Genomic DNA, 23,759 nt, shown 5'->3' with positions numbered 1-23,759 from the left:
AATTTGCATCTTATCAATCTCGGATAACCTGAGATCTATGTAGCAAAAATGTTAATAGTGTGTGCGTGTGTCAGTTTGGTGACAGTTTGAATTCTTACGGTATACACATCGCAATGACGCGATTGACATTAAATACTGCCAAAAGAGTTTTAGGAGGCGCTATGCTGCTTAACCATAAATTTAACAAAACAATGTTACAAGTCAGCCGCCATATCACATTCGCTGCCTTAACAACATTCTGTGTATCATCACAAGTGAATGCAAAACCTGTGAGTTTTGAAGGTGAGCGAGTTGAAATGACCGTACCTTATAAGGAAGGCGGTGGTACGGATACTTGGGCTCGCTTTTTCGGCCCTTACTTTACTCAGTCTCTTCCAGGAGAGCCTGTAGTTGTAATTAAAAATATACCTGGTGGCGGCTCGACCAAAGGCGCAAACCAGTTTGCACGACGCGCGAAAGATAACGGCTTGGACATCTTGGCCAGCTCTGCGTCAACTCACTATACCTATTTGCTGAACGATCGCCGTGTTGAATACGACTATAACGACTGGAAAGCGGTACTAGCAACGCCAACAGGCGGAGTCGTTTATATCTCTCCTAACGAAGGGATAAAAAATGCTGAACAGTTCGTGCAAAATTTAGACAAACTTCAATTTAAGTATGCAAGCCAAGGGGCAACAACCATTGATCTAGTTCCACTTTTAGCCCTCGACTTAATTGGTGCCGATGTACAAGCTGTTTTCGGTATGAAAGGGCGTGGTGCAGGTAGACTTGCGTTTGAAAGAGGAGAAGTAAATCTAGATTCTCAAACAAGCTCAGCTTACTTGAAAAAGGTGATACCACTTGTTGAAGAAGGCAAAGCTATCCCACTGTTTAGTTTCGGTGTGATCGATGAGAAAGGTAAGCTTCAACGCGATCCAAATTTCCCTGACATTCCTCATTTTGGTGAAGTATATCAACTTGCAAAAGGAGATATAGATAGCTCTCAGGGATTTAAGGTTTGGCGCTCATTCTTCGTAGCGGGCTTCGTTGCTCAGAAAGTGTTCTTCCTACCAAAATCAACACCTGAAGACATTCAACTAGCTTGGCGTGAATCAATGATCAAACTTGTTGAGTCACCAGAGTTTCTAGAGCGTTCTGAAGAGGTTCTAGGCAACTATAAACAGCTCACTGGAATCGAAGCGGATCAAGCGGTTGATGCCATCCTTTCTCTGGACGAAGAGAGTAAGAAGTGGGTTGCTAAGTGGTTGAAAGATAAATATAACACCAACCTATAATGACGCTACGCGCGGCGTTCCACTCAAAATAAATTGTGTCAAAAATACATCTGACATCGCACTGATAAATAAGCAGTGTGATGTTCAGATTCACCACAGTGCAATGTGAATATATAAGGATTCAAGGATGTTTAGTGAATTACTTACCGCTTTGCAGACAATTTTAACATTACACCACCTCACCTATATGCTTGGTGGTGTCATGCTGGGTTTAGCAATAGGTATTTTCCCAGGACTGGGAGGTATTGCCGGTTTATCTTTATTGCTACCATTCTTGTATGGAATGGATCCCGTGTCTGCTTTAGCGATGTTAATCGGCTTAGTAGCGGTTATCCCTACTTCAGATACTTTTACTTCAGTGCTGATGGGCATTCCTGGTTCTAGCGGGTCGCAAGCGACAGTGTTAGACGGATTCCCAATGGCTAAAAACGGTCATGCAGCACGTGCGCTTTCTGCTGCTTTTACGGCTTCATTATTTGGCGGCTTGTTTGGTGCCGTTGTCTTAACTGGATTTGTTCTAATTGCGCGTCCAGTAATTCTTGCTTTTGGTTCCGGTGAGCTGTTTATGCTCACGTTACTTGGATTAACCATGGTTGGTTCGCTAGCAGGGAAAAGTTTGGTTAAAGGCCTGTCTGCGTGTGGACTTGGCATTCTATTAGGTAGTGTCGGTAGTGCGCCAGCAACGGGTGAATACCGCATGACATTTGATAATTTCTATTTAATGGATGGAATACCATTGGTGGTTGTGGGCCTAGGTATTTTCGCTTTGCCAGAGATTATTGATTTGCTACGACAAAACAAGCCGATTGCGAATGCGAGCAAATTGGGTTCTGGTTGGCTGATGGGTGTTAAAGATTTCTTTACAAACAAATGGCTAGCTCTGCGTTGTAGTGTGATCGGCTGTATCATTGGTGCACTTCCTGGTTTAGGCGGTAGCGTTGTTGACTGGATCGCTTATGGTCATGCTGTTCAAACGACCAAAGATAAGCCTAACTTTGGCCATGGTGATGTTCGAGGTGTGATTGCGCCAGAGTCATCGAATAATGCTAAAGAAGGTGGCGGCCTAGTGCCTACGCTGCTATTCGGGATTCCTGGTTCAGGTAGCATGGCGGTATTCCTTGGCGGTATGGTGCTGGTTGGACTAGAGCCAGGTCCTGCGATGGTGGGCAAAGATCTAAACATTACTTACACCATTGTTTGGTCGCTTGCGTTAGCCAACATCTTCGGCGCGGCTGCGTGTATGCTTATCTCACCTTGGGTAGCAAGACTAACCACAGTTCGTTATGCACTTCTAGCACCTTTTATGGTAATGGTTATTTGCTTCGCCGCATTCCAAGCTACTCGCGACTTAGCGGATTTAATCACGCTACTGGCTATTGGTGTTCTTGGCGTACTAATGAAGAGATTTGATTGGCCGAGACCTGCGTTCCTTATTGGCTTTGTACTAGCTTCAGGAATGGAAACTTATTTGTATCAAGCGATTCAGTTTGACGGTGTAGGCTTTTTGCTTCGTCCGGGAGTGATGATTATCGGCGCAATTACTATCTTGTCGCTTGTATTCATGATTCGCCAAAATATGAAAAAGGACAATGCAGCAGATACAGTCGGCACGCCAGAGAAAGCTGGAAAAACACCTACACGTAAGCCTCAAGTGCTGTTTGCTGTTTTAGTTAATATCGTTTTTGCTTATGGAATTTATGATGGTTATCAGCATAGCTTCTTAGGTGGTATTTTCCCTATCTTTGTCGCCAGCGGTATGTGGTTACTGTCAGCAATTGTTGTCGTACAGCTTCTTACTCGTTCAGATGACTCAGCGGTCTGCTATGACAATGAGTATGCTCAGGGATACGCTTACGACAGTAATACTGCGTCGATTATGCACTACGTATACTGGATTGCAGCGCTTATCGTTGGTAGCTATTTAGTTGGCTACATTATCGCTATTTCTTTGTTTTTCTGTGCGTTCTTAATGAACAAGGCGGGGATGAGTCTGTGGAGGTCATTGACTGTGACAACTGCGGCATCAGGTTTTCTCGTTGGGTTGACTCACCTAATGATGCTTGATTTGCCTTCGGGCTTACTACAAGAAACTGTTTCGCTACCATGGCCATTAGGGTAAGGAGAGCAAAATGTCAGTAAAATCAATTATTATGCCATTTGCTTCAAAGGAAGATGGTGAACAGCGCTTAGAGGGGGCATTGAATGTTGCCAGATTCTTTGATGCTCATTTGGATGTCTTACATGCTCAAGTGGGAACAGAGAAGCTGATGCCCAGTGAGAAGCTGTTAGTTACAAGAAAATTTTACGATCAGATAGACAAGCTTGTTCGCGATTATGTTCATGATGACATGGTACAAGCAAAACAAAGTTTCGAACGTTTATGTGCACTGCTAAACATTGGTGATGAAGTCGTTGGTTCGAACAAGTCGAGTGCCAAATGGCACGACATATTTGGTTACAGAGGCGAAATCGTTGCGGTGTGGGGGAAGGTATCAGATTTGATCATTATTCCTCAATCTCTTAACGGTCAAACCAGTGTAAGTTTTGAGGCTGCGGTTAACCATGGAGGCAAACCTATTCTGGTTATGCCTCGCAAGCAAACATTCTTTAATCCTGAAACGATTATGATTGCATGGAATGGTGATAAACCCGGTGCGAATGCAGTAAATAGTGCACTTCCGCTACTGAAAAAAGCCAAACAAGTCGTGGTTGTAACGAGTGAAAAATATCTACCAAAGCAACCAACTCAAGTGGACTTAGCTCGTTATCTTTCTCGTCATAACATTGATGTAGAGTGCATTACATTTACTCATAAAAGTAGAAATACTGGCTCTCAGTTGTTGGAAGTCGCGTCTGAAATTAATGCAGATGTTATTGTTTCAGGTGCTTTTGCTCACCAAAAAATACATCAGAAAGTATTTGGTGGTGTGACGCAAAAACTATTGATGCGCTCAAATATTCCTTTATGGATGATGAGTTAAATTTGTATTTGTCAGCTTAACGACAGGTTTAGATGTTATTTTAAGATTATGGCTGGTTAGCGATTAATTCGTCCGCCCAAGAAAAGTTTCAAGGTTCCTTATCTCCGACCTTGTTAAGCTAACCAGCCTTCTTATTCCTATCTTTCACTTTCAAACACATTCATTCGCGTGTCCAAATAAAAAAGCAAGTGAGTTAATATCCGAAAATAATTAATTCACTTGCTTTTTCTATGAATGCTTTAAGATTTTATACGTCTATTTGAGTCGTATTTGTTGGCCAACAGAGCTCAATAATTGTTCCGCCTTTATTGCTTATACGACAATTAACGCTTCCTTCGTGCGCCGTTGCAATCGCAGCAACAACAGCTAAGCCTAATCCGCTACCGCTTTTTGGGTTGTCCTTAGCACTGCGAAATGCGGTGAAAATATGCGGAATTAACTCAGGTGAAATTCCCGGACCAGAATCTTCCACACTTAAATAGCAAAAACCATCTTTAAGCTGGGTAGAGATGGTTATTGCACCCGGAAGGGCATATTTACTCGCATTTTCCAATATAGCCAATAAAGCTTGTCTTATTCTGGTAGGGTCACAAAAAACAGGGTGTGTTGTTACATTAAGTTCTACATGTTGATTTGCTTCATTAAGCATATTTACCGACAAATCAGTAAGTAATTTTATTTCTGTCGCTAAGTTGGTTTCTTTTCTATTTATTCTTAATTCATCACTGTTCATTAAGCTAATAACACGCAGATCTTCTATTAATCGAGATAACCCTTCAATTTGTACTAGCAGTTTAGTGAACTGGGTTTTATCTGGCGTAAATACACCTTCTGCTAACCCTTGTAACCGGCCCCGTAAAATCGTCACAGGGGTTCTGAGTTCATGGGCGATCGCTGCATTCCAAAATGCGTGCTCTTCTGTCATTCGTTGAAGTTTATCCGCCAACAGGTTGAAATCGTCTACTAATAAAGCGGCTTCACCTAATGAACGGTCACCAACGTTAGCGCGAAAATGTAGGTCGCCTTCAGCGAGTTTCCGCATTCCCTCAGCAACAGCACTTAGTGGTTCCAAAATGCGTTGGGATAACTTAGTAGCAAGATTGACGGCTAGTAGAATGACAATAACGCAGGTTAGTGCGAGCCAAATCCATTCTGGCCAAGAAGGCGCGAGAGCGTCCTCACTTGGTATATAATTGGGCCAATATTTATCCCAAAGATAATAAAAAATAAACGAGCCTATCGTCGCAAGTAATGCTGATCCGATTGCGATTTTTATCATTGATAATGCAATCTGACGGCTCAAACCACTTAGTTTCATTGGTCGCCCTTAAAACGGTAACCGACACCACGGACACCTGCCGGAATCCCTTGAATTCCGTAGGCTTCAAGTTTTTTGCGGATCTTGCTGATGTGGCTGTCAATCGTTCGTTCCAGTGTGTCACCCTCAGGTAGGCACGTGCTTAATAGTTCTGCTCGACTAAACACTCGCTTGGGTGAGCGAATGAAGTGAGTCAACAACTTAAACTCAGTTAACGTTAGCAGCAGGGTATGACGTTCTCCGTCCACATTAACCGCGATTTCGTGACTCTCTAAATCGACTTCAAACGGTTCGGCTCGCAGTATATTTTTCTTGTGAGGTTGATTAACTTCTAATGTACGTCTTAGAACGGCTTGGACTCTCGCGACGACTTCTGCCGGATTAAATGGCTTAACAACGTAATCATCAGCCCCGATTCTGAGTGCCATCAATTTGTCTAAGTCTTGGTCCATGGCGGTAAGCATGATGACGGGGGTATTACTTTTCTGACGAAGTTCCGACAACACTTTCCATCCATCCATTTTAGGCATCTGGATATCAAGCAGTATAAGATCTGGCTTCATGGATGAATGAAGTTCGAGTGCCCTTTGACCATCTGAAGCGTGAATCGTACGCATATTACTGCGCGTTAGGTAAGCGGAGAGTATATCGACAATTTCAAATTCATCCTCAGCGATCAGAATTAACGCCTGACGATAAGACCCGGTTCCTGCATCTGGACCAGAATCTGCAGCAAATTTCTGCCCTTCAACGTACAAATTGTTCATCTCCATCAAATCTCCACATTCACTCAGCGGGACCTCCACACACAGGTATTAGACTCAACAACTATCTACAGCGGCTAGTCCGCTTTAATTTGTTCAGAGGATACCTCAGTGAAAAAGATAAATATATGTGTATCTAGCAGCTTACATATATTGGTACTTTTCTTTTTAGTTGGCTGTAATCAATCCAATAAAGACGAAAGTGAAGTCGGACTAAAAGAGTCTTTGCCTTTAGTTTCAACGATAACGACGCAACCACAACAATTAGATGTGTATGAAGAGCTTCCTGGAAGAGTGAAGGCCGTGCGCGTTGCGGAGATTCGTCCACAAGTGGTTGGGATTGTACAACATCGCTTGTTCAAACAAGGCGCTGAAGTTAAAGCTGGCCAGTCTTTATTCCAAATTGATTCCGCACCATTTGCCGCGGAAGTTGATACCGCCAAAGCTAACTTACAAAGAGCGCAGGTGACTTATAAACGTTCTCTGGATAAAGAACTGCGCTTAAAACCATTGGTGGAAGCCGACGCGATTAGTCGTCAAGAGTATGACGATGTTGTATTACAGCGTGATCAAGCGGCTGCAGAAGTTGCGGTCGCTAAAGCTACTTTGACTCGTCGTATGCTTGATTTGAAGTTCGCAAATGTAAAAGCCCCAATTTCTGGCCTGATAGAGCAAACCCTAGTGACTGAGGGAGCTCTGGTTAGTAGTACAGACGCAACACCGATGACGCGCATCCAACAGATCGATCAAGTTTTTGTTGATATTCGTCGACCAGCGTCTTCATTAGAAGCAATTCGTGAGGCTTTAGCGGCCAAATCTGATGGAGAACCTAGCGTTGCTGGAACAAAAATTGAAATTTTACGCAGCAACGGAGCTCCTTATCCAGTTAAAGGTGAAATCCTGTTTTCTGGAATCAATATCGATGTAGGTACAGGTGATGTGTTGTTACGTGTACTCGTGGACAACTCTCAACGTTTGCTATTGCCGGGTATGTTCGTTAAGGCAAGGGTACTTTATTCGAGTTATGACAGCGCGTTAGTTGTTCCGCAACAGGCGGTTATACATCTTGCCGGTGCTCCTCATCTTTGGAGTATTGATCAGGAAGGACATGCACATTTAAAACCTGTAAAGCTCGGAGAATTGATCAATGGTCAGTACCGCGTGAAATCGGGTATTAGCAAAGGAGAAAATATCGTAGTAGAAGGCAAGGAAAGACTTCAGGACGGTATTCTTGTCGACCAACGCAAATGGGAAGAATCTGAGATTCTTTTAACATCTGCGACAAACTGATTAAGGTTAGAGAGTCTTTTTTATGTCTCAGTTTTTTATTCATCGTCCCGTATTTGCTTGGGTTATTGCTCTTTTCATTATTTTGTTTGGATGCATTTCGATTCCGAAGTTACCTATTTCCCGTTATCCCTCTGTTGCGCCTCCAACGGTCAGTATTATGGCGACGTATCCGGGAGCCAGCCCGAAGGAAATGAATGACGGTGTGCTTAGTCTTATCGAGGGTGAGCTGTCGAACGTTAAGAACTTGATGTATTTCGAGTCGTCTGCTGACAACTCTGGATCTGCGTCTATTACGGCTACATTTAAGCCGGGAACAGACTCTGATATGGCGCAAGTTGACGTTCAAAACCAACTGAAAGCGGTCGAATCTCGTTTACCGCAGGTGGTGCGTCAAAGCGGCTTGTCCGTAGAATCTGCTACATCAAACTTTCTGATGATTGTCGGATTGAAATCTGATGATAACCGCTTTGATGAAATTGCATTGAACGACTATTTAGCTCGCAACATCGTAGATGAACTGCGCCGTATTGAAGGTGTTGGGCGTGTACAGTCATTTGGTGCTGAGAAGGCAATGAGAATCTGGGTTGATCCGAGTAAGCTTAATTCATTAGGTTTAACAATGAATGATGTTAGTCAGGCTATCACTCAGCAAAATACACAAATCGCACCCGGAAGTATCGGTGCTGCGCCGACGGTTTTAGGTCAACGAGTAACGGTTCCATTAACCGTTCAAGGCCAGTTAACCAGTGTTAAAGAATTTTCCAATATCATTCTTCGCGCAAATAACAACGGCTCGAAAGTCGTTTTAAGTGACGTTGCGCGTGTTGAAATCGGTTCTCAATCCTATGGTTATTTGAATCGTGAAAATGGTAAAACAGCGACGGCTGCGGCTATTCAGCTTACCCCGGGAGCGAATGCCGTTAAAACTGCAGATGCGGTACAAAAGCGCTTGGCGGAGTTGAGTCAAAGTCTACCTTCTGGGATGACCTATTCAATTCCATTTAATACCGCACCTTTCGTTAAAGTTTCAATCAATAAGGTTATCCATACCTTAGTTGAAGCTATGGTGCTGGTGTTTTTTGTTATGTTTCTGTTTTTACAGAATATTCGTTACACCTTGATCCCCGCTATTGTTGCACCGATAGCCTTGTTGGGGACGTTCACCGTCATGTTGTTAACTGGCTTTTCGATCAACGTGTTAACGATGTTCGGTATGGTTCTGGCGATAGGTATTATCGTCGATGATGCGATTGTCGTTGTCGAAAACGTGGAACGATTGATGTCGGAAAAAGATTTATCTCCGAAAGAAGCGACATCTAAGGCGATGAAAGAAATTACTGGCGCCATTATAGGCATCACACTTGTGCTAACGGCGGTTTTCATCCCGATGGCATTTGCCAGTGATTCGGTTGGCGCAATTTATAAGCAGTTTACATTATCGATGGCGGTATCAATTCTGTTCTCAGCATTTTTGGCTCTAACACTAACTCCAGCGCTTTGTGCCACGTTGCTAAAGCCGGTTAATGCTAATCACCACGAGCAAACAAGATTTGCAAAATGGTTTAATCGTGGCTTTAACCGAATGAACAATCGGTATGAATCTCAGGTCAACGTGTTAGTGAATCGCAAAGGACGAATGATGCTTGTCTTTGTGTTTCTGTGCGCAATTTTGATTCTAGTGTACAGGCAGTTGCCGTCATCGTTTTTACCAGAAGAAGACCAAGGATATTTTATTACCAATATTCAGCTTCCGGCAGACGCAACCACAGTGCGTACGTTGGATGTTGTGAAAAAATTTGAACAGCATGCGTTAAGCCGTCCGTCGATTGAGTCAACAATGACGGTTATTGGTTTTGGTTTTTCCGGTTCAGGCACGAATACAGCGCAAAGTTTTACCACATTGAAAGATTGGGAAACACGTAACGATACCTCAACACTTGGCGAGTTAAAACTTGCTGAGGAGGCGATGGCTGACGTAAAAGAAGGCACGGTTATGCACATGCTGCCTCCTTCTATTGAAGAGCTAGGAACCAGCTCTGATATTACGTTTTTCTTGCAAGACCGCGGAAATCAGGGATACGAGGCATTGAAAGTCGTTGAGACGAAGATGTTAGAGTTGGCGAAAAATAGCAAATCACTTAGCGATGTCTATTCTGATGGGCTTCCTGCGGGTACAAGTATTCATTTAGATATTGATCGCCAGAAAGCTGAGGCATTAGGTGTTTCATTCACGAGTATTAGTGAGACGCTATCCACTGCGATTGGATCGCTATACATCAACGATTTTCCTAATGAAGGCAGAATGCAGCAAGTCATTATGCAAGCAGATGCTTCATCAAGGATGCAGATTGAGGATGTGCTCAAGCTCCATGTACGAAATATTAATGGTGGTATGGTTCCGTTATCAGAAATTGTGACGCCTATTTGGTCTGAGTCAGCTCCGCAGTTTATTCGCTTCCAAGGTTATCCTGCGGTTCGAATTTCTGGTAGTGCAGCTTCCGGAGTTTCTAGCGGTGAAGCGATGGCTGAAATAGAACAAATGGCGAAGCAACTTCCATCAGGCTTTACCATCGCATGGACAGGACAGGCTTTACAAGAGCTTCACTCATCGAAACAAGCACCGATGCTAATGGCGCTATCGATGCTAGTCGTTTTCTTAGTGCTTGCGGCACTTTATGAGAGTTGGGCTATTCCTTTATCGGTAATGTTGGTCGTGCCCTTGGGATTGTTAGGAGCGGTACTCGCCATTGTGGTTCGTGACATGCCAAACGACGTTTTCTTCAAAGTCGGGATGATCACCGTAATTGGTCTTTCGGCGAAAAACGCAATTCTAATTGTTGAATTTGCCAAACAGTTAAGAGAGCAAGGCAACGGGCTGGTTCAGTCAGCCGTTCAAGCTGCGAAGTTGCGATTGAGACCTATCTTGATGACCTCTCTGGCATTTGGTCTTGGTGTTGTACCACTGATGTTAGCCTCAGGCGCTAGTGCAGAAACTCAACGAGCTATCGGAACAGGTGTGTTCGGTGGAATGGTTAGCGCTACATTACTTGCCATTTACTTTGTACCAGCTTTCTTCGTGTTCGTGATGAGTATTCAAGAGCGTTTAAAGTCTTGGCAACAAAGCAACAAGAAGTCAACAATGCAGCTTAAAGGTTAGTACTATGCATTACATTGTTTTTATTATGGTTTTATTTCTGTCAGCCTGTTCTCTGACTCCTGAAATGACTAAGCCAGCTGCGCCGGTACCGGAAGTATTTACTGTAAATGGTGAAACCATTACGGCATCTACAAATCCAACGGCGGAAATGGGTTGGCGTGAAATGTTCATTGATAAGCGCTTGCAGGCGCTTATCGAGTTAGCGTTGATCAATAACAGGGATCTTCGTATTGCGACACTGAATGTAGAAGCAGTGAAAGCCCAATATGGCATTGAACGCTCTGCAAGATTGCCGAATGTGGGGCTATCACTTGATTCTACAAGGCAGCGATCTGTTACTGGAGGAGATCCCAAGGTATCTCAAATAGAAGAGCAGAGTAGTTTAAACGTTGGAATTAGTGCATTCGAAATTGATTTGTTTGGACGCGCACGTTCGTTGTCAGATGCGGCTTTTGCCCGCTATCTAGCGAGTGATTACGGCCGTCAAGCGGCACAAATATCTTTGATTAGTTCGATTAGTGAAGCCTATTTTTCTGAACAACTCGCCTATGAGCAACTAAAATTGGCGGAAGATACGTTAGCGGATTGGAAAAAATCACTAGAGTTAACGATTCAACTACGAATGGCTAATCAAAACAGTGCTCTTGATGTCGCTCAAGCAGAGGGGCAAGTAGCAAGTGCAGAAGCGATTAAGATTGCGAATAAGCGAGCTTTAGAGCAGGCAAGGAACGCACTGCGTCAGTTAGTCGGTTCAGAGATACCGAACGATCTTCCAGAGCCAGATTTGCTCTCTGATCAATCAGTGAATACCTCTTTACCTGCTGGGTTGCCGTCTGACTTGTTGCTACATCGACCTGATATTTTGCAAGCGGAGCAGAATTTAATTGCCGCTAACGAGGATATTGGTGCAGCTCGAGCCGCGTATTTTCCTCGTATATCACTGACAACTTCGATCGGATATGTAAGTCAAGATGTGAGGAACTTAGTGGGATCCGGCTTCGAAACTTGGTCAATAGCACCGCAAGTGACACTGCCTATATTTCAAGGTGGGAGACTTGATGCGGAGTTAGAACTGGCGAAAGTTCGTAAATCGACTTCAATTGCAGAATATGAAAAAGCAATTCAAGTTGCGTTTAAAGAAGTCGCAGACGGTTTAGTTGGAAGTGAAACATATCAGTTACAAACTATCGCGCAAAAGAGAGTCGTATCTGCAGCGGAGAGAAGGGCTAAGTTATCTGATCTTCGTTACAAGGCGGGTGTGGAGCGACGTTTAGAACTGTTGGATTCGCAGCGACAACTTTATCTAGCTAAACAAACGTTACTGGAACTCAAACAACAAGAACTAAATAACGCGGTATTTCTATATAAAGCGTTAGGTGGCGGGCTGAAGTAATACTGAAGCAGATCCTATGCTTACCAGTGACAGTCAGTTTTTGTTGATTTGTTCGAAATAAAAAGAATTTAAAAGAGAAAATAACAAAGCTATTTTCAAAAGGTTAATTTAGGTTATGAATAAGAAATGTGTACGTTTAGTACCAGTAGAATTAGAAGAACTGTCGGCTTTTAAAACCAAGTTGCAGCAGACTTTTACCGATGCATTGGTCGAGCAATTTGGCCCATCGCACAGTGAGCCGATCCCATCAGATGCAGATATAACTGGCTCTTTTAACGCCAAGGGAGGCGTCATCAATCATATAGTATACGGAGAGGAGAAAGTGGGTGGTGTTGTACTGAATATTAATACGGATACCCAAAACAACAGTCTCGATCTGTTTTTTATTTATCCCGAAAGCCATAACAAAGGTTTAGGGCTGGAATCATGGAAAGCTATTGAAGCGGCGTATCCTGAAACTAAGGTTTGGACAACAGTCACGCCTTATTTTGAAAAAAGGAACATCAACTTTTATGTCAATAAGTGTGGTTTCCACATTGTTGAGTTCTTTAACCAATACCATCTAGAAGACGATTCTCAGGTTCGGGAGAGCAACATCGATGACTCAGGCTTGAATGAAGACGAGTTCTTCAGATTTGAGAAGGTAATGAAGTAATTACGTTATCTTGGTAGTCTAGTTTAGCAAGAGTGAATTGTTCATCTCCATTAATAGGGTGCATTTATGATTAGCTGTGGTAACTACGACTACATAGAGATAGTCTGTTTGTTCAAGTATCCGATTGAAACTACTTTAAAATCAGGAGAAGTTGTTTCTGGCAAAGCGCTGGATACAGCAAAAAACAGTCTCGGTGAAGAATGTATAAAATTGCTCACTCAAGACAGTGATGTATTGGTGGTATTAGATTCAGTTGCTAAGTTGAAAGTCACTATGGAGAATCCTCATTTCCAAGAAGTGACATTTGATTGACCGGCATTTCTAATAGGGAACTCCAATAGGGAATAGTTGCCATTTCGGTGAAGGAGATACCGTGCAAGACGCGCAAGAACTGACAGGCGGACGAGAGTCAATATATCGAGTGGGAGATAGTGTTTATCGCCCACTTCAGCCTTGGAGTTCCACAATTCATAATCTACTGAATCATTTACAAGCAGCAGGTTTAAGTGAGTCGCCTAAATTTATTGGTATTGATGGTGACCAAGAGATGTTGAGCTTTGTAGCCGGTGACACTTACAACTATCCGTTAACGAATGCTATTGCGAGTACGGAAGCTCTTATATCAGCCGCTAAGCTCCTGCGAAAAATCCATGATGCTTCATTAGGATTTGCGCAGCAGGAGAATATATCGAGCTTTACTTGGATGTTGCCCCCTCAGGAACCCTACGAGGTCATATGTCATGGTGACTTCGCCCCCTATAATGTCGCGCTAACGGGCAATTTAGTAACAGGTGTTTTTGATTTCGACACCGCACACCCTGCGCCCAGAGTCTGGGATCTCGCCTATTCGCTCTATTGCTGGGCGCCTTTTAAGACCAACAGTGACGACAAGCTCGGCACGCTAGAAGAACAAATATCAAGGGCCAAGCTGTTCTGCGACAGCTATGGAACGTCCGAAGAACAGAAAAAACAAATTCCCGATTTCATGATTAAACGGCTAAACGCCCTTGTTAACTTTATGCGTCAGGAAGCAAACAAAGGTAATCAACAGTTTTGTGAGAATATTGATCAAGGCCACCTTAAATCCTATCTACGAGACATAGAATACATTGAATCCAATAGACCTAAGATTCTTTCAGGGCTGTGTAACTAGTAGGTTACCTCAGTAGATGGCTAACATATGGCAAGAGCAAAAACAAAAGAAGAACTGATCTCTCAAGCAGAACAAAACTTTTCTAAGCTTTGCAACTACATCGACTCGATGACTGAGCTGGCGCTGAATACTGAATTTAATTTCTCCGGTGACCCGAACAAGAAAGAGCAGCACTGGGAGCGCGATCGTAACCTGAGAGACGTTTTGATCCATCTTTATGAGTGGCATCAGCTATTAATAAAGTGGATTGATTCTAACAAGCTTGGCCAAAAGGCAGATTTTCTACCTGAACCCTATAACTGGAAAACGTACGGCGAAATGAATGTAGAGTTTTGGAAGAAACACCAAACCACTGAGCTATCTGATGCAAGAAAGCTGGTTACCACAAGCCATCAAGCTGCACTTGAACGAGTATTGAGTTTTTCTGATCAGGCGTTATTTACTAAGCAGTTTTTTAATTGGACTGGATCTACAACCCTTGGAAGTTATTGTGTTTCAGCAATGCCAAGTCATTACGATTGGGCTTTGAAAAAACTACGGGCTCATGTTAAGAAACTTTCTCAGCAATAATCAATTTTGTTAGCAAATTAATAGCGTTTTGTTTGCTGCTGTTAGTGTTTCCTGTAGGGAGCACGATGCATTTGAAACATCAGATAACACACAGTTTCTAGACAATAAAAAACCAGCGTTTCGGCTGGCTTGATAATTCGTTCTATTGAGCCGTTTTGACTCGAATCTTACTTTTAGCAACACTGGTTTGGTTCAGCGCAGCAATAGCAGCTTTAGCTTCTGAAACGTCTGGCATTTCGACGAAAGCAAAGCCTTTAGAGATACCCGTTTCTTGATCTAAAACGAGAGTGCATTCAGTGACTGTTCCATGTTCTGAGAATAGTTTACGAATGTCTTGTTCTGTCGTTGTACGAGCAAGGTTGCGTACTAATAGTTTCATAGTTGTCCGTTAATATGGAAGTGACAGCAAGGATTGTCTCAATAAAGACTGTTGTCACCAAGCGATAGTTTAGCTTTATCTTAAAATAGTTTAAGGTAGAGCAACTAAATGCATAATATTCTGCTCTTTTGGAGCTTCCGACACCAATATTGATGTCTGGTGTTATTGATAAAAACACAACCACCGTGTTTAGCTATCTAGCTTGATCTTCATTTGCGGTGACTTTGTGTTATTGGAGAAATATGGAAAAGTTAGCTAATGAAATTTGGATATTTAACGGTGAACCAGTTCAATTCTTCGGTCTGCCTTATTCCACTCGTATGACAGTGGTTCGTTTGTCCAACGGTGATCTCTGGGTGCATAGCCCGATCAAACTGTCTGAAACAATCCAAGTTCAGTTAGAAGCACTAGGATGCGTGAAATACTTAATAGCGCCTAATCATTTACACCATTTGTTCTTGCCTGAGTGGATTTCGACTTATCCAGAGGTTCAAGTGTTTGGAACTGATGAAGTGATTAAAAAACGCAGTGATATTACTTTTGATGGTTCTTTGAATAGCCTGCAAAACTGGGCTTGGGAAGATGATATCGAGCAAGAGTTGTTTTCGGGTTCTCCATTGATGGAAGAGTGCGTGTTTTACCACAAAGTCTCTGGGACTTTAATCGTGACTGATTTGGTAGAAAATTTTTCAGGACATAGCTTTAACTATTGGCAAAGATTGGCAGCTAAGGGCGCTGGAATCCTTGCCCCTAACGGCAAAACACCGCTGGATTGGCGTTTAAGTTTTATGTTCGGCAAACAAGATGCACGTACACATCTCGATAGGCTATTGAGTTGGGACACCAAGACTTTAGTTATGGCACATGGTGAAATTGTCACAGAAAATACCGATGAGTTTTTAGCTAAGTCTTTTAAGTGGCTGATATAGAAACGTGTGAAGTTACCTGCGAACACCTGTTGTAAAGGTATAGTCTCGCATTTTGTTACGCTATTTTAGTTCAATGACTTTTTAGCTTGGTTTAGTATCGAAGCGTCAATTATTCCTCAGAGGCTAAAAATGAAAAAATCGGTAATGACATTGACTTTAACCCTTGCTCTGGTTGGTTGTGATGATGCGAGTAAGGTCATCGACCAAGCTCAAGAGGTCGCAAATAAAGCCGTGGATACTTTGCAACTGCAAGCTCAGTCAATCGATCTTAATAGTCTGAACCTTGAGGTTTTCGGAGATGCAGCCCAAAGAGCTAAAGAGTTTACTCAATCAATCGATACGCTTATGAAAACCGAGTTGGGAGACCAAGAGGCAATCCGCAACGTGACAGAGCAGATTTCCAACTCATATTATTGCTTAGTTGAAGTTTCCTCGCAGGAGACGGCGGAGAATCTACTGGATAAGATTGTGTCTTCAGTAAAGAACGACCAAATGCTAGCCATCATCGAAAAAGGTGTTGGTAAAGCTAATTCAGTTAAAGAGTGCGTGATTTAACCACTTACCGTTTGCGTACAAATATCAACGAAACCCAATATATTGCTCTCTGTTGAGTGAAGTGTTGGGTTTCGTTTTCATTTCAAAATGACTATCATCAGTTTAATTTTGTCAAATTTGCAATAAACGGATATTCGATGCGCACTCGTTCAGATGATTTAGAGATCTTAGTTAATGTTGTCGACAGTGGCAGTTTTTCACTTGCCGCCGAAACCATGGGTGTACAGGTGGCTAAAGTCTCGCGAGCAGTGAGCCGTGTTGAGAAGCAACTCGGAATCACAATCCTCAATCGAACGACAAGACGGTTAGAGTTGACGGAAGAAGGTAGACGCTTTGTTGATTCTGTGCGCTCTGGTCTGCAATATCTTCAGCAAGCGGAAGAAGATCTTTCCAGCGGCGGAGAGCTGCCCAAAGGCAAGCTTCGTGTAGATGCTGCCAGCCCGTTTATGCTCAATCAATTAGTGCCATTGATTCGGGAATTCAAACAAGCTTACCCCGATATTGAACTGGAACTTACCTCAAACGAAGGCTATGTCGATCTTCTTGAAAAGCGCACAGATGTGGCGATTCGCATTGGCAAGTTGGCTGATTCAACCTTGTATTCCAGTTTTCTTGGTAAGAGCCGTTTATTCGTTGTTGCTTCTCCAGAGTACCTGTCGAGAAAAGGCTTTCCGAATACGCCCGATGATCTTTCTCAACATGAGATTGTCGGTTTTACCAGACCAAAAAGTTTGAATGTCTGGCCTGTAGAAGGTGTAGATCATATTGAACCAACTATTGCCTGCAGCAGTGGTGAAACGGTACGTCAGTTGGTTCTTGCCGGTAATGGTATCAGTTGTTTGTCAGGATATATGGTTAGACAAGACATTGCCGAAGGCCGATTAGTTGTACTGTTAGATGAATACAGTAAAGAGTCTTCAGATCGTGAGTTGATCAATGCGGTGTACTATAAATCATCTCAAGTGGCTCGCCGAATATCGGCATTTATCGACTTTATCAAACCTCGATTCACTCTTTAAAACCAGCTAAACCTGTTCGTACGGATAAGTATTTTTGTGATATTTGCAAAAATGTTTTGTCCGTTCGTTGATTAATCAGTTCCTAGTTCACTGTTAGAATCTTCCCCATACAAGTATTCACTTATCCAACCGAGGAACTTATGACTGACGCATTGTTTCAACCGATTCAAGTAGGTCGTTTTCAATTAGCGAACCGTATTGTTATGCCTCCGATGACTCGTTCACGAGCAAGTCAGCCAAACGATGTGGCCAACGACTTAATGGCAAAGTACTACGCACAACGCGCTAGCGCTGGGTTGATTGTGAGTGAAGGTACCCAAATAGCGCCAAACGCAAAAGGGTACGCATGGACTCCGGGTATCTACAGTGATGAACAAGTGGCTGGTTGGAAGAAGGTAACGGATGCAGTGCATGCGAAAGGCGGTGTTATTTTCGCTCAGCTTTGGCATGTGGGGCGTGTCACTCATCCAGATAACATTAACGGCGAGAAACCAATTTCTTCTTCTGCTATTAAAGCTGAAGGTGTGAAAGTGTTTGTTGATAACGGCACTGATGCGCCAGGGTTCGTTGATACGGCAATGCCTCGTGAAATGACTCAAGATGATATTGATCTTGTGATTAAGCAGTTCCACCAAGCTGCAAAGAATGCGCTGTTGGCAGGCTTTGACGGTATCGAACTTCACGCGGCTAATGGCTATTTGGTCAATCAATTTATTGACTCTGAATCAAACAATCGTAGCGATATGTACGGTGGTAGCCTTGAAAATCGCCTGCGTTTCCTTGATGAAGTGGTAGCGACATTATGTGATGCCATTGGTTCTGACCGAGTCGGTGTTCGCCTTGCTCCGTTAACAACTCTAAATGGTACGGTTGACGCGAACCCTGAAGAAACCTATGTGGCAGCAGCGAAAGTTCTCAATAAACACGGCATCGCATACTTACATATTGCAGAAGCTGACTGGGACGACGCACCGTTAATGCCTGTAGCGTTTAAACAGGCGTTACGCGAAGCCTTTACTGGCACTTTGATATACGCTGGTAAATACAATGTTGAGAAAGCGCTTTTGGCTTTAGATTCTGGTTTAGCAGATATGGTTGCGTTCGGTCGCCCTTATGTATCAAACCCAGATCTGCCTGAGCGTATTAAAAATGGTCAACCTTGGGCAGCCCATGATCCTAATACTCTGTTTGGCGGTGCAGAAAAAGGATTAACGGATTATCCAAAATTTGCCGAATAAAGATAAGTTGAAACGAAAATAAAACCTCTTGATAGAGGTTTTATTTTGTCTGAGATTTGTTGCCAAGATGCTCGAATACTGCCATGTTGATGTTTATTTCGACCATAACAAGGGACGTTAATGAAATTTGAAATCACGACTGCACGTTCTGAGTATGCCAACCAGATAGCAACGTTAACGCAAGAACTTGGTTATACAGCAAATACGACAGACACAGAAACTTGGTTAACGCAATTGAGTTGTTCACCTTTGCATTGTGTTTATATCGCAGTAGTCGATAACCAAGTATGCGCTTGGCTGGTGGTTGAGAAACGAATGTTTCTAGAGTCTCGCACTAAAGCTGAAATCACAGGTTTGGTCGTTGGTAAACAATATCGATGTTTTGGCATCGCGCAAGCGTTGGTGAGAGCTGCACAAGAGTGGGCTATTGAGCAGGGATTAGAGACAATGGTGGTGAGATCCAATATTGAAAGAGAGGAATCGCATCTGTTCTATCCCAAAGTGGGATTTGAAAGAAGTAAGACAACCCATGTCTACACTAAGTCTTTGAAAGACATTGAATAACAAAAAGCACCGACTGTAAAAGCTGGTGCTTTATAAGTGAATCATGTTGTTAGCTTACTGATCTATTGGTCACTTAACTGAGCAATTGCACCCGGTTTGATGTAACGTGCTTTGATACCTTGCGCTTTTGCAGCCGCAATAAGTACCTGCTCAATCCAGCCAGCATCCATGATGTTCATGAAATTGCCTTCTTGGTCGAAGTTGATGTTCGCCCCTGAGATCACCATAAATCCGTCAGCACCACCTGAGTCTTTAGGGCAGTGGAAAGTATGGATTGAACCGCCTGGTTCGTACAGGTAGCTACCTGCGGTTTGAACTTGATCTGGATATTCCATGTAGTGCCAAGCACCACTTAACGTATAGAAATGCACGACGCCAGTGTGGAAGTGTTTTGGTAGCGTGATGCCCGGTGCAAACTTCGCACGGATAACCCAAGTACCGTTTTCCGGATCTAGAAACAGTGGGTATACGTCTACGCCCGGTAATGCATCTTTGACTATAGATTCTTCGTTGGTATTAAGTGTTAGCAGAAAATCTTGATGTTGAATCACTTCTGGTAATGACATTGTTCTCTTCCTTGTTGTTATTTCTTAACCCAAAAGAGGGTATTTGAAGTTTTCGAAACCATCGGAAGCACTAACAGTGCAACCATTAATGCAGTTGGCTTGATCGCTCACTAAGAATGAAACCACGTTGGCGATTTCTTCAGGCTGAGTGAATGTTTGACGCATCTGTTCTTTGCTAATGTGTTCCCAAAGGCCAAATGCTTCATATTGACGGAGCATCGGTGTATCAACACGTCCGGGGGCAATAGCAACCACACGGATACCAAGAGGCGCAAGTTCAAGTGCCGCGCATTTGGTCATCATATCAACGGCCGCTTTACTGACGTTATAAGTGAACGTCATCTCCGAAGCCATCTGTGCGTAGACTGAGGAGGTGTTAAGAATGACACCTCTCGTACCATGCGACTTAAACTGATGTGCTGCCGCCAAAATTCCGTAATACACGCCATTTTGGTTAACTTTTGTAACTGGATCGAAATCATGGATAGGGTCGTGCTCTAGTAATGGTTTCGCCATGCCGATACCAGCATTGTTAATCATGATGTCCAAGCTACCGAAATGTGTTGCTGCAGCTTTAACTGCGGCTTCGACTTGTCCGTAATCAGAAACATCAGCCGCGAAAGTGTGCAGTTGTTCTTCATCAAAACCTTGATAGATTTCCAGAGATTTTTCCGATAGATCCACAGCGAGGACTTTAACACCTTGCTCAAGTAACTGATTAATAATCGCTTTACCAATACCACCGGCAGCACCTGTAACGACAGCAACTTTATTGAAAAGCTCCACGGCACATCTCCTTGTTAATAAAATGTTAACTTGAGCGTAATCTACATCATGAAATTGTCGTTAACTTGATTTTTTGCGAAGGTTTTTTGATATATTGTATTCACAAATGATTAACATTGCTGGATTGGAATATGTATATCGTTAGAAGCGGAGCAGCAGACAAGTTTGACAGCTTGGTCCATGAGTTAAGCCAAAACCCAATAGATATATTGAAAGATGTAGGTTTGTCGGCGACTCAGTTCCGTGATCCCGATACATATATTGCTTACTCGCGGTTAGCCGATCTCATGGAGACGGCTGCGTTACAATGTAACCAGCCTCTGTTTGGCGTGATGTTGGGGCAAAGACAAAGCTTACAGAGTCTAGGCGACCTACCGATGTTGCTGTCTAGGGCTAAAACCGTCGGCGATGTATTTTCACAGGTTAACGACTACCTCTATTTGCACTCGTCAGGCGTGTCTTTAGATTTAAAAGAAAGAAATGGTTGGGTACAGGTATCACTGAATATTGATGTCGATAATGAAATAGGCAAAGAACAGCTCATACAACTGAGTGTGGCCCAGCTTGCCAAATTTGTTGCAAGCATTCTCAATACAGATGTTGAACGCATTACGCTTCACTTAACCCAATCGGAAGTAACGGATTACTCGCTACGAGCGAACTCAGGACTACTGCGTATTCTCTTTGATGAGTCATTTAATGGGATACTGCTACGACTAAGCCAGTTGAGTTCGAAGGTTTACCAAGATCCTGAATTGCTTGAGCGACATTTTGAAAAACATCTGAAGTACTTAAACAAGCGTTATCCCAACAATTTGTATGACCAAGCGTCTGATCTTATTTCTCGCTTACTAGCCACAGGTGAGTGCAGCGTAGAAAGGGTCGCCAAAGCGTTGGATTTACACCCGAGAGTTTTGCAGTCTCGTTTGAAAAGTTATGGCTCAAGCTATCGTGAAATATTGCAAAAAGTAAGGCAAAGACTGGCGGAAAAATCGCTGGCTGACCACGCACAAAGCATTACCGACATTGCTCTTCAGCTAGGATACGCCGAGGCTTCTGTGTTTAGTCGTCATTTTCGAGATTGGACAGGGTTGTCGCCGACTCAATGGCGCAATCAATGTGATAAACAAAGCTAACGCATAACCTATATGGTTAGCTTTGTTGATTTCTAGAGGCGTTTAAGCAGTGGTTGCCAAAGCTGGCTGTTGAGATTCTTCGACCTCTTCTTTTATTGAGCGAACTTCAACAAGATCTTGAGTCAGTTTGAGAACTTTACTGGTGTTCAGCAGGATCTCTTGATTGAGTTCAGGGTGCTCATTCAAAGCAACGCCATATGAAGGGATCATCTGTTTGATCTTTTGTTGCCACTCTTCAGTTGCCATTTGCTCTGCAAAGCAACGTTGCAGTAACTCAAGCATCACCGCCGCAGACACGGATGCACCAGGAGAAGCACCTAGTAGTGCGGTTAAGCTTCCGTCTGCTGCATGAACGAGTTCAGAACCAAGATGCAATTCGCCGCTTTTACCCGCCACTTTTTTGATGATTTGTACGCGTTGCCCAGCTTGCCACAACGACCAATCTTCAGATTTAGCGGTAGGGAAGAACTCTCTCAGAGCTTTCATTCGATCTTCGTTGCTTTGCAGCAGTTCACCAACAAGGTATTTGATCAAATCAAAGCTCTTTAAACCAACTTGAGTCATTGGAATCAAGTTTGATGGTGTTACCGAACCAAACAAATCAAGCAGCGAGCCTTGTTTTAAAAACTTACTAGAGAAGCTAGCGAAAGGCCCGAAAAGTACCACTTCTTTACCATCGATGAAACGAGTGTCCATATGCGGAACAGACATAGGTGGCGCACCTACAGCTGCTTTTCCGTAAACTTTTGCACGGTGCAGTTTTACGATTTCAGGGTTTTCGGTCACAAGGAACTGACCGCCCACAGGGAAACCACCATACTGGCGGGATTCAGGGATACCAGATTTTTGCAGTAGAGTCAGTGAAGCACCACCAGCGCCAATAAAAACATACTTAGTGTGTACGGTACGAACACTGTTGTTGTCTAAATTCTTGACGGTGATTTTCCAAGTACCGTCAGACTGACGGTGCAACGTTTTTACTTCATGTTTTGTGTTCAACGTGAAGTTTTCGTTCTGGTTTAAGATGTCGACCATGTGGTGAGTAAGCGCACCAAAATTCACATCGGTACCAAAACGTGAGCGCGTTGCTGCAATAGGCTGGGTTTCGTCACGGTCTTGAATGAGCAATGGCGCCCATGACTTAATTTGTTCTCTGTCTTCTGAGTAAACCATGCCATCGAACAGAGGTGAGCTGCGCAGTGTTTGATAACGCTTGCGAAGGAAATCAACGTTGTTCTCGCCAGTAACAAAACTCATATGGGGAACGCTGTTAATAAAGGTACTTGGATCGCGGATTAAACCTTGTTCAACCAAATAGGCCCAAAATTGACGGGATAGTTGAAATTGTTCGTAGATTTCTAACGCTTTACCCATAGTCACTTCGCCATCGGAAGTCTGTGGGGTGTAGTTTGATTCAGCTAAAGAGGAATGGCCGGTTCCGGCATTGTTCCATCCGTTGGAGCTCTCTTCTGCGACCTTATCAAGTCGCTCAAACATATTGATAGTCCAATTAGGTTCTAATTGTTGGATGAAAGTACCGAGCGTTGCGCTCATAATACCACCACCGATTAAAACCACATCGACCAGTTTCTCTGCAGCATTAGAACTAAGCTGGCTGAATCCTTTTTGACCAGTTACGTTACTCATTTTGGGGCTAAATCTCTCTAAATCGCAAACATTACAAGTGTTTAACTATCATTCGTTTTCTACAGCCACCGACACTTTATGCTCGATATTTTAGTTGTATTTTAGCTTTGAGCATTGTCTGTAGAAAAACTCTCGTTTTTGGTTGTTTTCGTAGTAAGTAAACAACCAAAACAGGGTTGAATGTTACACAATTTTAAAATTATTTTTAACAACAATTTAATCTAAGCTAGAAAAATTTACTAAGAAACTAAGTAATACACAGGTAATCTTAAGGGTTAATATGATTAAAGGGTGCTCTGTTCGGTTTGTTTGCATACAAATTGTGTAACAAAAACAACCTAACAATGATGTAATAATCCAACAAAATGAAAAGCTGTAATTG

22 protein-coding genes are annotated in these 23,759 nt (G+C 43.0%); 16 read left to right on the top strand and 6 right to left on the bottom strand.

The window, feature by feature from the left end:
- Positions 1-161: 161 nt before the first annotated feature.
- The 3 genes from P4S58_RS18185 to P4S58_RS18175 all read left to right on the top strand — a co-directional run bounded on the left by P4S58_RS18185 (position 162) and on the right by P4S58_RS18175 (position 4,258).
- On the top strand, positions 162-1,277 hold the full coding sequence (locus P4S58_RS18185) for a Bug family tripartite tricarboxylate transporter substrate binding protein (protein WP_102954492.1): 1,116 nt from the start codon (positions 162-164) through the stop codon (positions 1,275-1,277).
- 127 nt (positions 1,278-1,404) lie between these two features.
- A complete protein-coding gene (locus P4S58_RS18180) occupies positions 1,405-3,396 on the top strand; it encodes a tripartite tricarboxylate transporter permease (RefSeq protein WP_102954493.1) in 1,992 nt (663 codons plus the stop codon).
- A gap of 10 nt (positions 3,397-3,406) precedes the next feature.
- Positions 3,407-4,258 (top strand): universal stress protein, encoded by an 852-nt coding sequence (locus P4S58_RS18175; protein WP_102954494.1) that lies wholly within the window; start codon positions 3,407-3,409, stop codon positions 4,256-4,258.
- 247 nt (positions 4,259-4,505) lie between these two features.
- Here the strand turns inward: P4S58_RS18175 and P4S58_RS18170 are convergent, their stop codons facing one another.
- Together P4S58_RS18170 and P4S58_RS18165 are read right to left on the bottom strand one after the other, a co-directional pair.
- On the bottom strand, positions 4,506-5,576 hold the full coding sequence (locus tag P4S58_RS18170) for an ATP-binding protein (RefSeq protein WP_102954495.1): 1,071 nt from the start codon (positions 5,574-5,576) through the stop codon (positions 4,506-4,508).
- Positions 5,573-6,349 carry a response regulator gene (locus P4S58_RS18165; protein ID WP_102954496.1) on the bottom strand — a complete coding sequence of 259 codons (777 nt, stop codon included), beginning with the start codon at positions 6,347-6,349 and terminating at the stop codon, positions 5,573-5,575. Before P4S58_RS18165 ends, P4S58_RS18170 begins: the two co-directional genes overlap by 4 nt.
- Before the next feature lie 102 nt (positions 6,350-6,451).
- On the opposite strand from P4S58_RS18165, the gene P4S58_RS18160 reads away from it, so the two are divergent.
- From P4S58_RS18160 to P4S58_RS18130, 7 genes are all read left to right on the top strand, one after another.
- Complete coding sequence (locus P4S58_RS18160; protein WP_258005527.1) at positions 6,452-7,630, top strand: efflux RND transporter periplasmic adaptor subunit; 1,179 nt, start codon at positions 6,452-6,454, stop codon at positions 7,628-7,630.
- A gap of 22 nt (positions 7,631-7,652) precedes the next feature.
- Positions 7,653-10,787, top strand: coding sequence for an efflux RND transporter permease subunit (locus tag P4S58_RS18155; protein ID WP_337165064.1), 3,135 nt, complete (start codon positions 7,653-7,655; stop codon positions 10,785-10,787).
- A gap of 4 nt (positions 10,788-10,791) precedes the next feature.
- Positions 10,792-12,180 carry an efflux transporter outer membrane subunit gene (locus P4S58_RS18150; protein WP_337165063.1) on the top strand — a complete coding sequence of 463 codons (1,389 nt, stop codon included), beginning with the start codon at positions 10,792-10,794 and terminating at the stop codon, positions 12,178-12,180.
- Positions 12,181-12,295: 115 nt separating this feature from the next.
- Positions 12,296-12,835 carry a GNAT family N-acetyltransferase gene (locus P4S58_RS18145; RefSeq protein WP_337165061.1) on the top strand — a complete coding sequence of 180 codons (540 nt, stop codon included), beginning with the start codon at positions 12,296-12,298 and terminating at the stop codon, positions 12,833-12,835.
- 66 nt (positions 12,836-12,901) lie between these two features.
- Positions 12,902-13,147 (top strand): Rho-binding antiterminator, encoded by a 246-nt coding sequence (locus P4S58_RS18140; protein ID WP_337165060.1) that lies wholly within the window; start codon positions 12,902-12,904, stop codon positions 13,145-13,147.
- Positions 13,148-13,208: 61 nt separating this feature from the next.
- The gene (locus P4S58_RS18135) at positions 13,209-13,988 is read left to right on the top strand and encodes a phosphotransferase enzyme family protein (RefSeq protein WP_337165058.1); all 780 of its coding nucleotides are present in this window, start codon (positions 13,209-13,211) and stop codon (positions 13,986-13,988) included.
- Positions 13,989-14,015: 27 nt separating this feature from the next.
- Complete coding sequence (locus tag P4S58_RS18130; protein ID WP_337165056.1) at positions 14,016-14,558, top strand: ClbS/DfsB family four-helix bundle protein; 543 nt, start codon at positions 14,016-14,018, stop codon at positions 14,556-14,558.
- Positions 14,559-14,700: 142 nt separating this feature from the next.
- Here P4S58_RS18130 and P4S58_RS18125 read toward each other — a convergent pair whose 3' ends face one another.
- Complete coding sequence (locus tag P4S58_RS18125) at positions 14,701-14,937, bottom strand: RNA recognition motif domain-containing protein (RefSeq protein WP_042483361.1); 237 nt, start codon at positions 14,935-14,937, stop codon at positions 14,701-14,703.
- A 242-nt stretch (positions 14,938-15,179) separates the two neighbouring features.
- Between P4S58_RS18125 and P4S58_RS18120 the strand changes: the two genes are divergently transcribed.
- From P4S58_RS18120 to P4S58_RS18100, 5 genes are all read left to right on the top strand, one after another.
- Positions 15,180-15,866, top strand: a complete 687-nt coding sequence (locus tag P4S58_RS18120) for a DUF4336 domain-containing protein (RefSeq protein WP_337165054.1) — start codon at positions 15,180-15,182, stop codon at positions 15,864-15,866.
- Between the two features lie 129 nt (positions 15,867-15,995).
- Positions 15,996-16,421 (top strand): hypothetical protein, encoded by a 426-nt coding sequence (locus tag P4S58_RS18115; RefSeq protein ID WP_102963649.1) that lies wholly within the window; start codon positions 15,996-15,998, stop codon positions 16,419-16,421.
- Positions 16,422-16,558: 137 nt separating this feature from the next.
- Entirely contained in the window at positions 16,559-17,440 is an 882-nt protein-coding gene (locus tag P4S58_RS18110; RefSeq protein ID WP_337165051.1) for a LysR family transcriptional regulator, read from the top strand.
- 140 nt (positions 17,441-17,580) lie between these two features.
- Positions 17,581-18,678 (top strand): alkene reductase, encoded by a 1,098-nt coding sequence (locus P4S58_RS18105; RefSeq protein WP_337165049.1) that lies wholly within the window; start codon positions 17,581-17,583, stop codon positions 18,676-18,678.
- 120 nt (positions 18,679-18,798) lie between these two features.
- Entirely contained in the window at positions 18,799-19,242 is a 444-nt protein-coding gene (locus tag P4S58_RS18100; RefSeq protein ID WP_337165047.1) for a GNAT family N-acetyltransferase, read from the top strand.
- Positions 19,243-19,304: 62 nt separating this feature from the next.
- Here the strand turns inward: P4S58_RS18100 and P4S58_RS18095 are convergent, their stop codons facing one another.
- Positions 19,305-19,808 carry a 2,4'-dihydroxyacetophenone dioxygenase family protein gene (locus P4S58_RS18095; RefSeq protein WP_042483381.1) on the bottom strand — a complete coding sequence of 168 codons (504 nt, stop codon included), beginning with the start codon at positions 19,806-19,808 and terminating at the stop codon, positions 19,305-19,307.
- Between the two features lie 24 nt (positions 19,809-19,832).
- Entirely contained in the window at positions 19,833-20,594 is a 762-nt protein-coding gene (locus tag P4S58_RS18090) for an SDR family NAD(P)-dependent oxidoreductase (protein WP_102963645.1), read from the bottom strand.
- A 131-nt stretch (positions 20,595-20,725) separates the two neighbouring features.
- Between P4S58_RS18090 and P4S58_RS18085 the strand changes: the two genes are divergently transcribed.
- A complete protein-coding gene (locus P4S58_RS18085) occupies positions 20,726-21,730 on the top strand; it encodes an AraC family transcriptional regulator (RefSeq protein ID WP_337165045.1) in 1,005 nt (334 codons plus the stop codon).
- A gap of 42 nt (positions 21,731-21,772) precedes the next feature.
- Here P4S58_RS18085 and mqo read toward each other — a convergent pair whose 3' ends face one another.
- The gene (mqo, locus tag P4S58_RS18080; protein WP_337165044.1) at positions 21,773-23,377 is read right to left on the bottom strand and encodes a malate dehydrogenase (quinone); all 1,605 of its coding nucleotides are present in this window, start codon (positions 23,375-23,377) and stop codon (positions 21,773-21,775) included.
- Positions 23,378-23,759 lie beyond the last annotated feature (382 nt).

Source organism: Vibrio sp. Hal054, assembly GCF_037162405.1.
Taxonomy (GTDB): domain Bacteria; phylum Pseudomonadota; class Gammaproteobacteria; order Enterobacterales; family Vibrionaceae; genus Vibrio; species Vibrio diazotrophicus.
This window is presented reverse-complemented; position numbering and strand designations above follow the sequence as displayed.

Coding starts and splice junctions, on each gene's coding strand:
- P4S58_RS18155 (WP_337165064.1), top strand. CDS start 7,653: ATGTCTCAGTTTTTTATTCATCGTCCCGTATTTGCTTGGGTTATTGCT.
- P4S58_RS18150 (WP_337165063.1), top strand. CDS start 10,792: ATGCATTACATTGTTTTTATTATGGTTTTATTTCTGTCAGCCTGTTCT.
- P4S58_RS18115 (WP_102963649.1), top strand. CDS start 15,996: ATGAAAAAATCGGTAATGACATTGACTTTAACCCTTGCTCTGGTTGGT.
- P4S58_RS18105 (WP_337165049.1), top strand. CDS start 17,581: ATGACTGACGCATTGTTTCAACCGATTCAAGTAGGTCGTTTTCAATTA.
- P4S58_RS18120 (WP_337165054.1), top strand. CDS start 15,180: ATGGAAAAGTTAGCTAATGAAATTTGGATATTTAACGGTGAACCAGTT.
- P4S58_RS18085 (WP_337165045.1), top strand. CDS start 20,726: ATGTATATCGTTAGAAGCGGAGCAGCAGACAAGTTTGACAGCTTGGTC.
- P4S58_RS18125 (WP_042483361.1), bottom strand. CDS start 14,937: ATGAAACTATTAGTACGCAACCTTGCTCGTACAACGACAGAACAAGAC.
- P4S58_RS18100 (WP_337165047.1), top strand. CDS start 18,799: ATGAAATTTGAAATCACGACTGCACGTTCTGAGTATGCCAACCAGATA.
- P4S58_RS18145 (WP_337165061.1), top strand. CDS start 12,296: ATGAATAAGAAATGTGTACGTTTAGTACCAGTAGAATTAGAAGAACTG.
- P4S58_RS18185 (WP_102954492.1), top strand. CDS start 162: ATGCTGCTTAACCATAAATTTAACAAAACAATGTTACAAGTCAGCCGC.
- P4S58_RS18095 (WP_042483381.1), bottom strand. CDS start 19,808: ATGTCATTACCAGAAGTGATTCAACATCAAGATTTTCTGCTAACACTT.
- mqo (WP_337165044.1), bottom strand. CDS start 23,377: ATGAGTAACGTAACTGGTCAAAAAGGATTCAGCCAGCTTAGTTCTAAT.
- P4S58_RS18165 (WP_102954496.1), bottom strand. CDS start 6,349: ATGGAGATGAACAATTTGTACGTTGAAGGGCAGAAATTTGCTGCAGAT.
- P4S58_RS18170 (WP_102954495.1), bottom strand. CDS start 5,576: ATGAAACTAAGTGGTTTGAGCCGTCAGATTGCATTATCAATGATAAAA.
- P4S58_RS18130 (WP_337165056.1), top strand. CDS start 14,016: ATGGCAAGAGCAAAAACAAAAGAAGAACTGATCTCTCAAGCAGAACAA.
- P4S58_RS18140 (WP_337165060.1), top strand. CDS start 12,902: ATGATTAGCTGTGGTAACTACGACTACATAGAGATAGTCTGTTTGTTC.
- P4S58_RS18110 (WP_337165051.1), top strand. CDS start 16,559: ATGCGCACTCGTTCAGATGATTTAGAGATCTTAGTTAATGTTGTCGAC.
- P4S58_RS18175 (WP_102954494.1), top strand. CDS start 3,407: ATGTCAGTAAAATCAATTATTATGCCATTTGCTTCAAAGGAAGATGGT.
- P4S58_RS18180 (WP_102954493.1), top strand. CDS start 1,405: ATGTTTAGTGAATTACTTACCGCTTTGCAGACAATTTTAACATTACAC.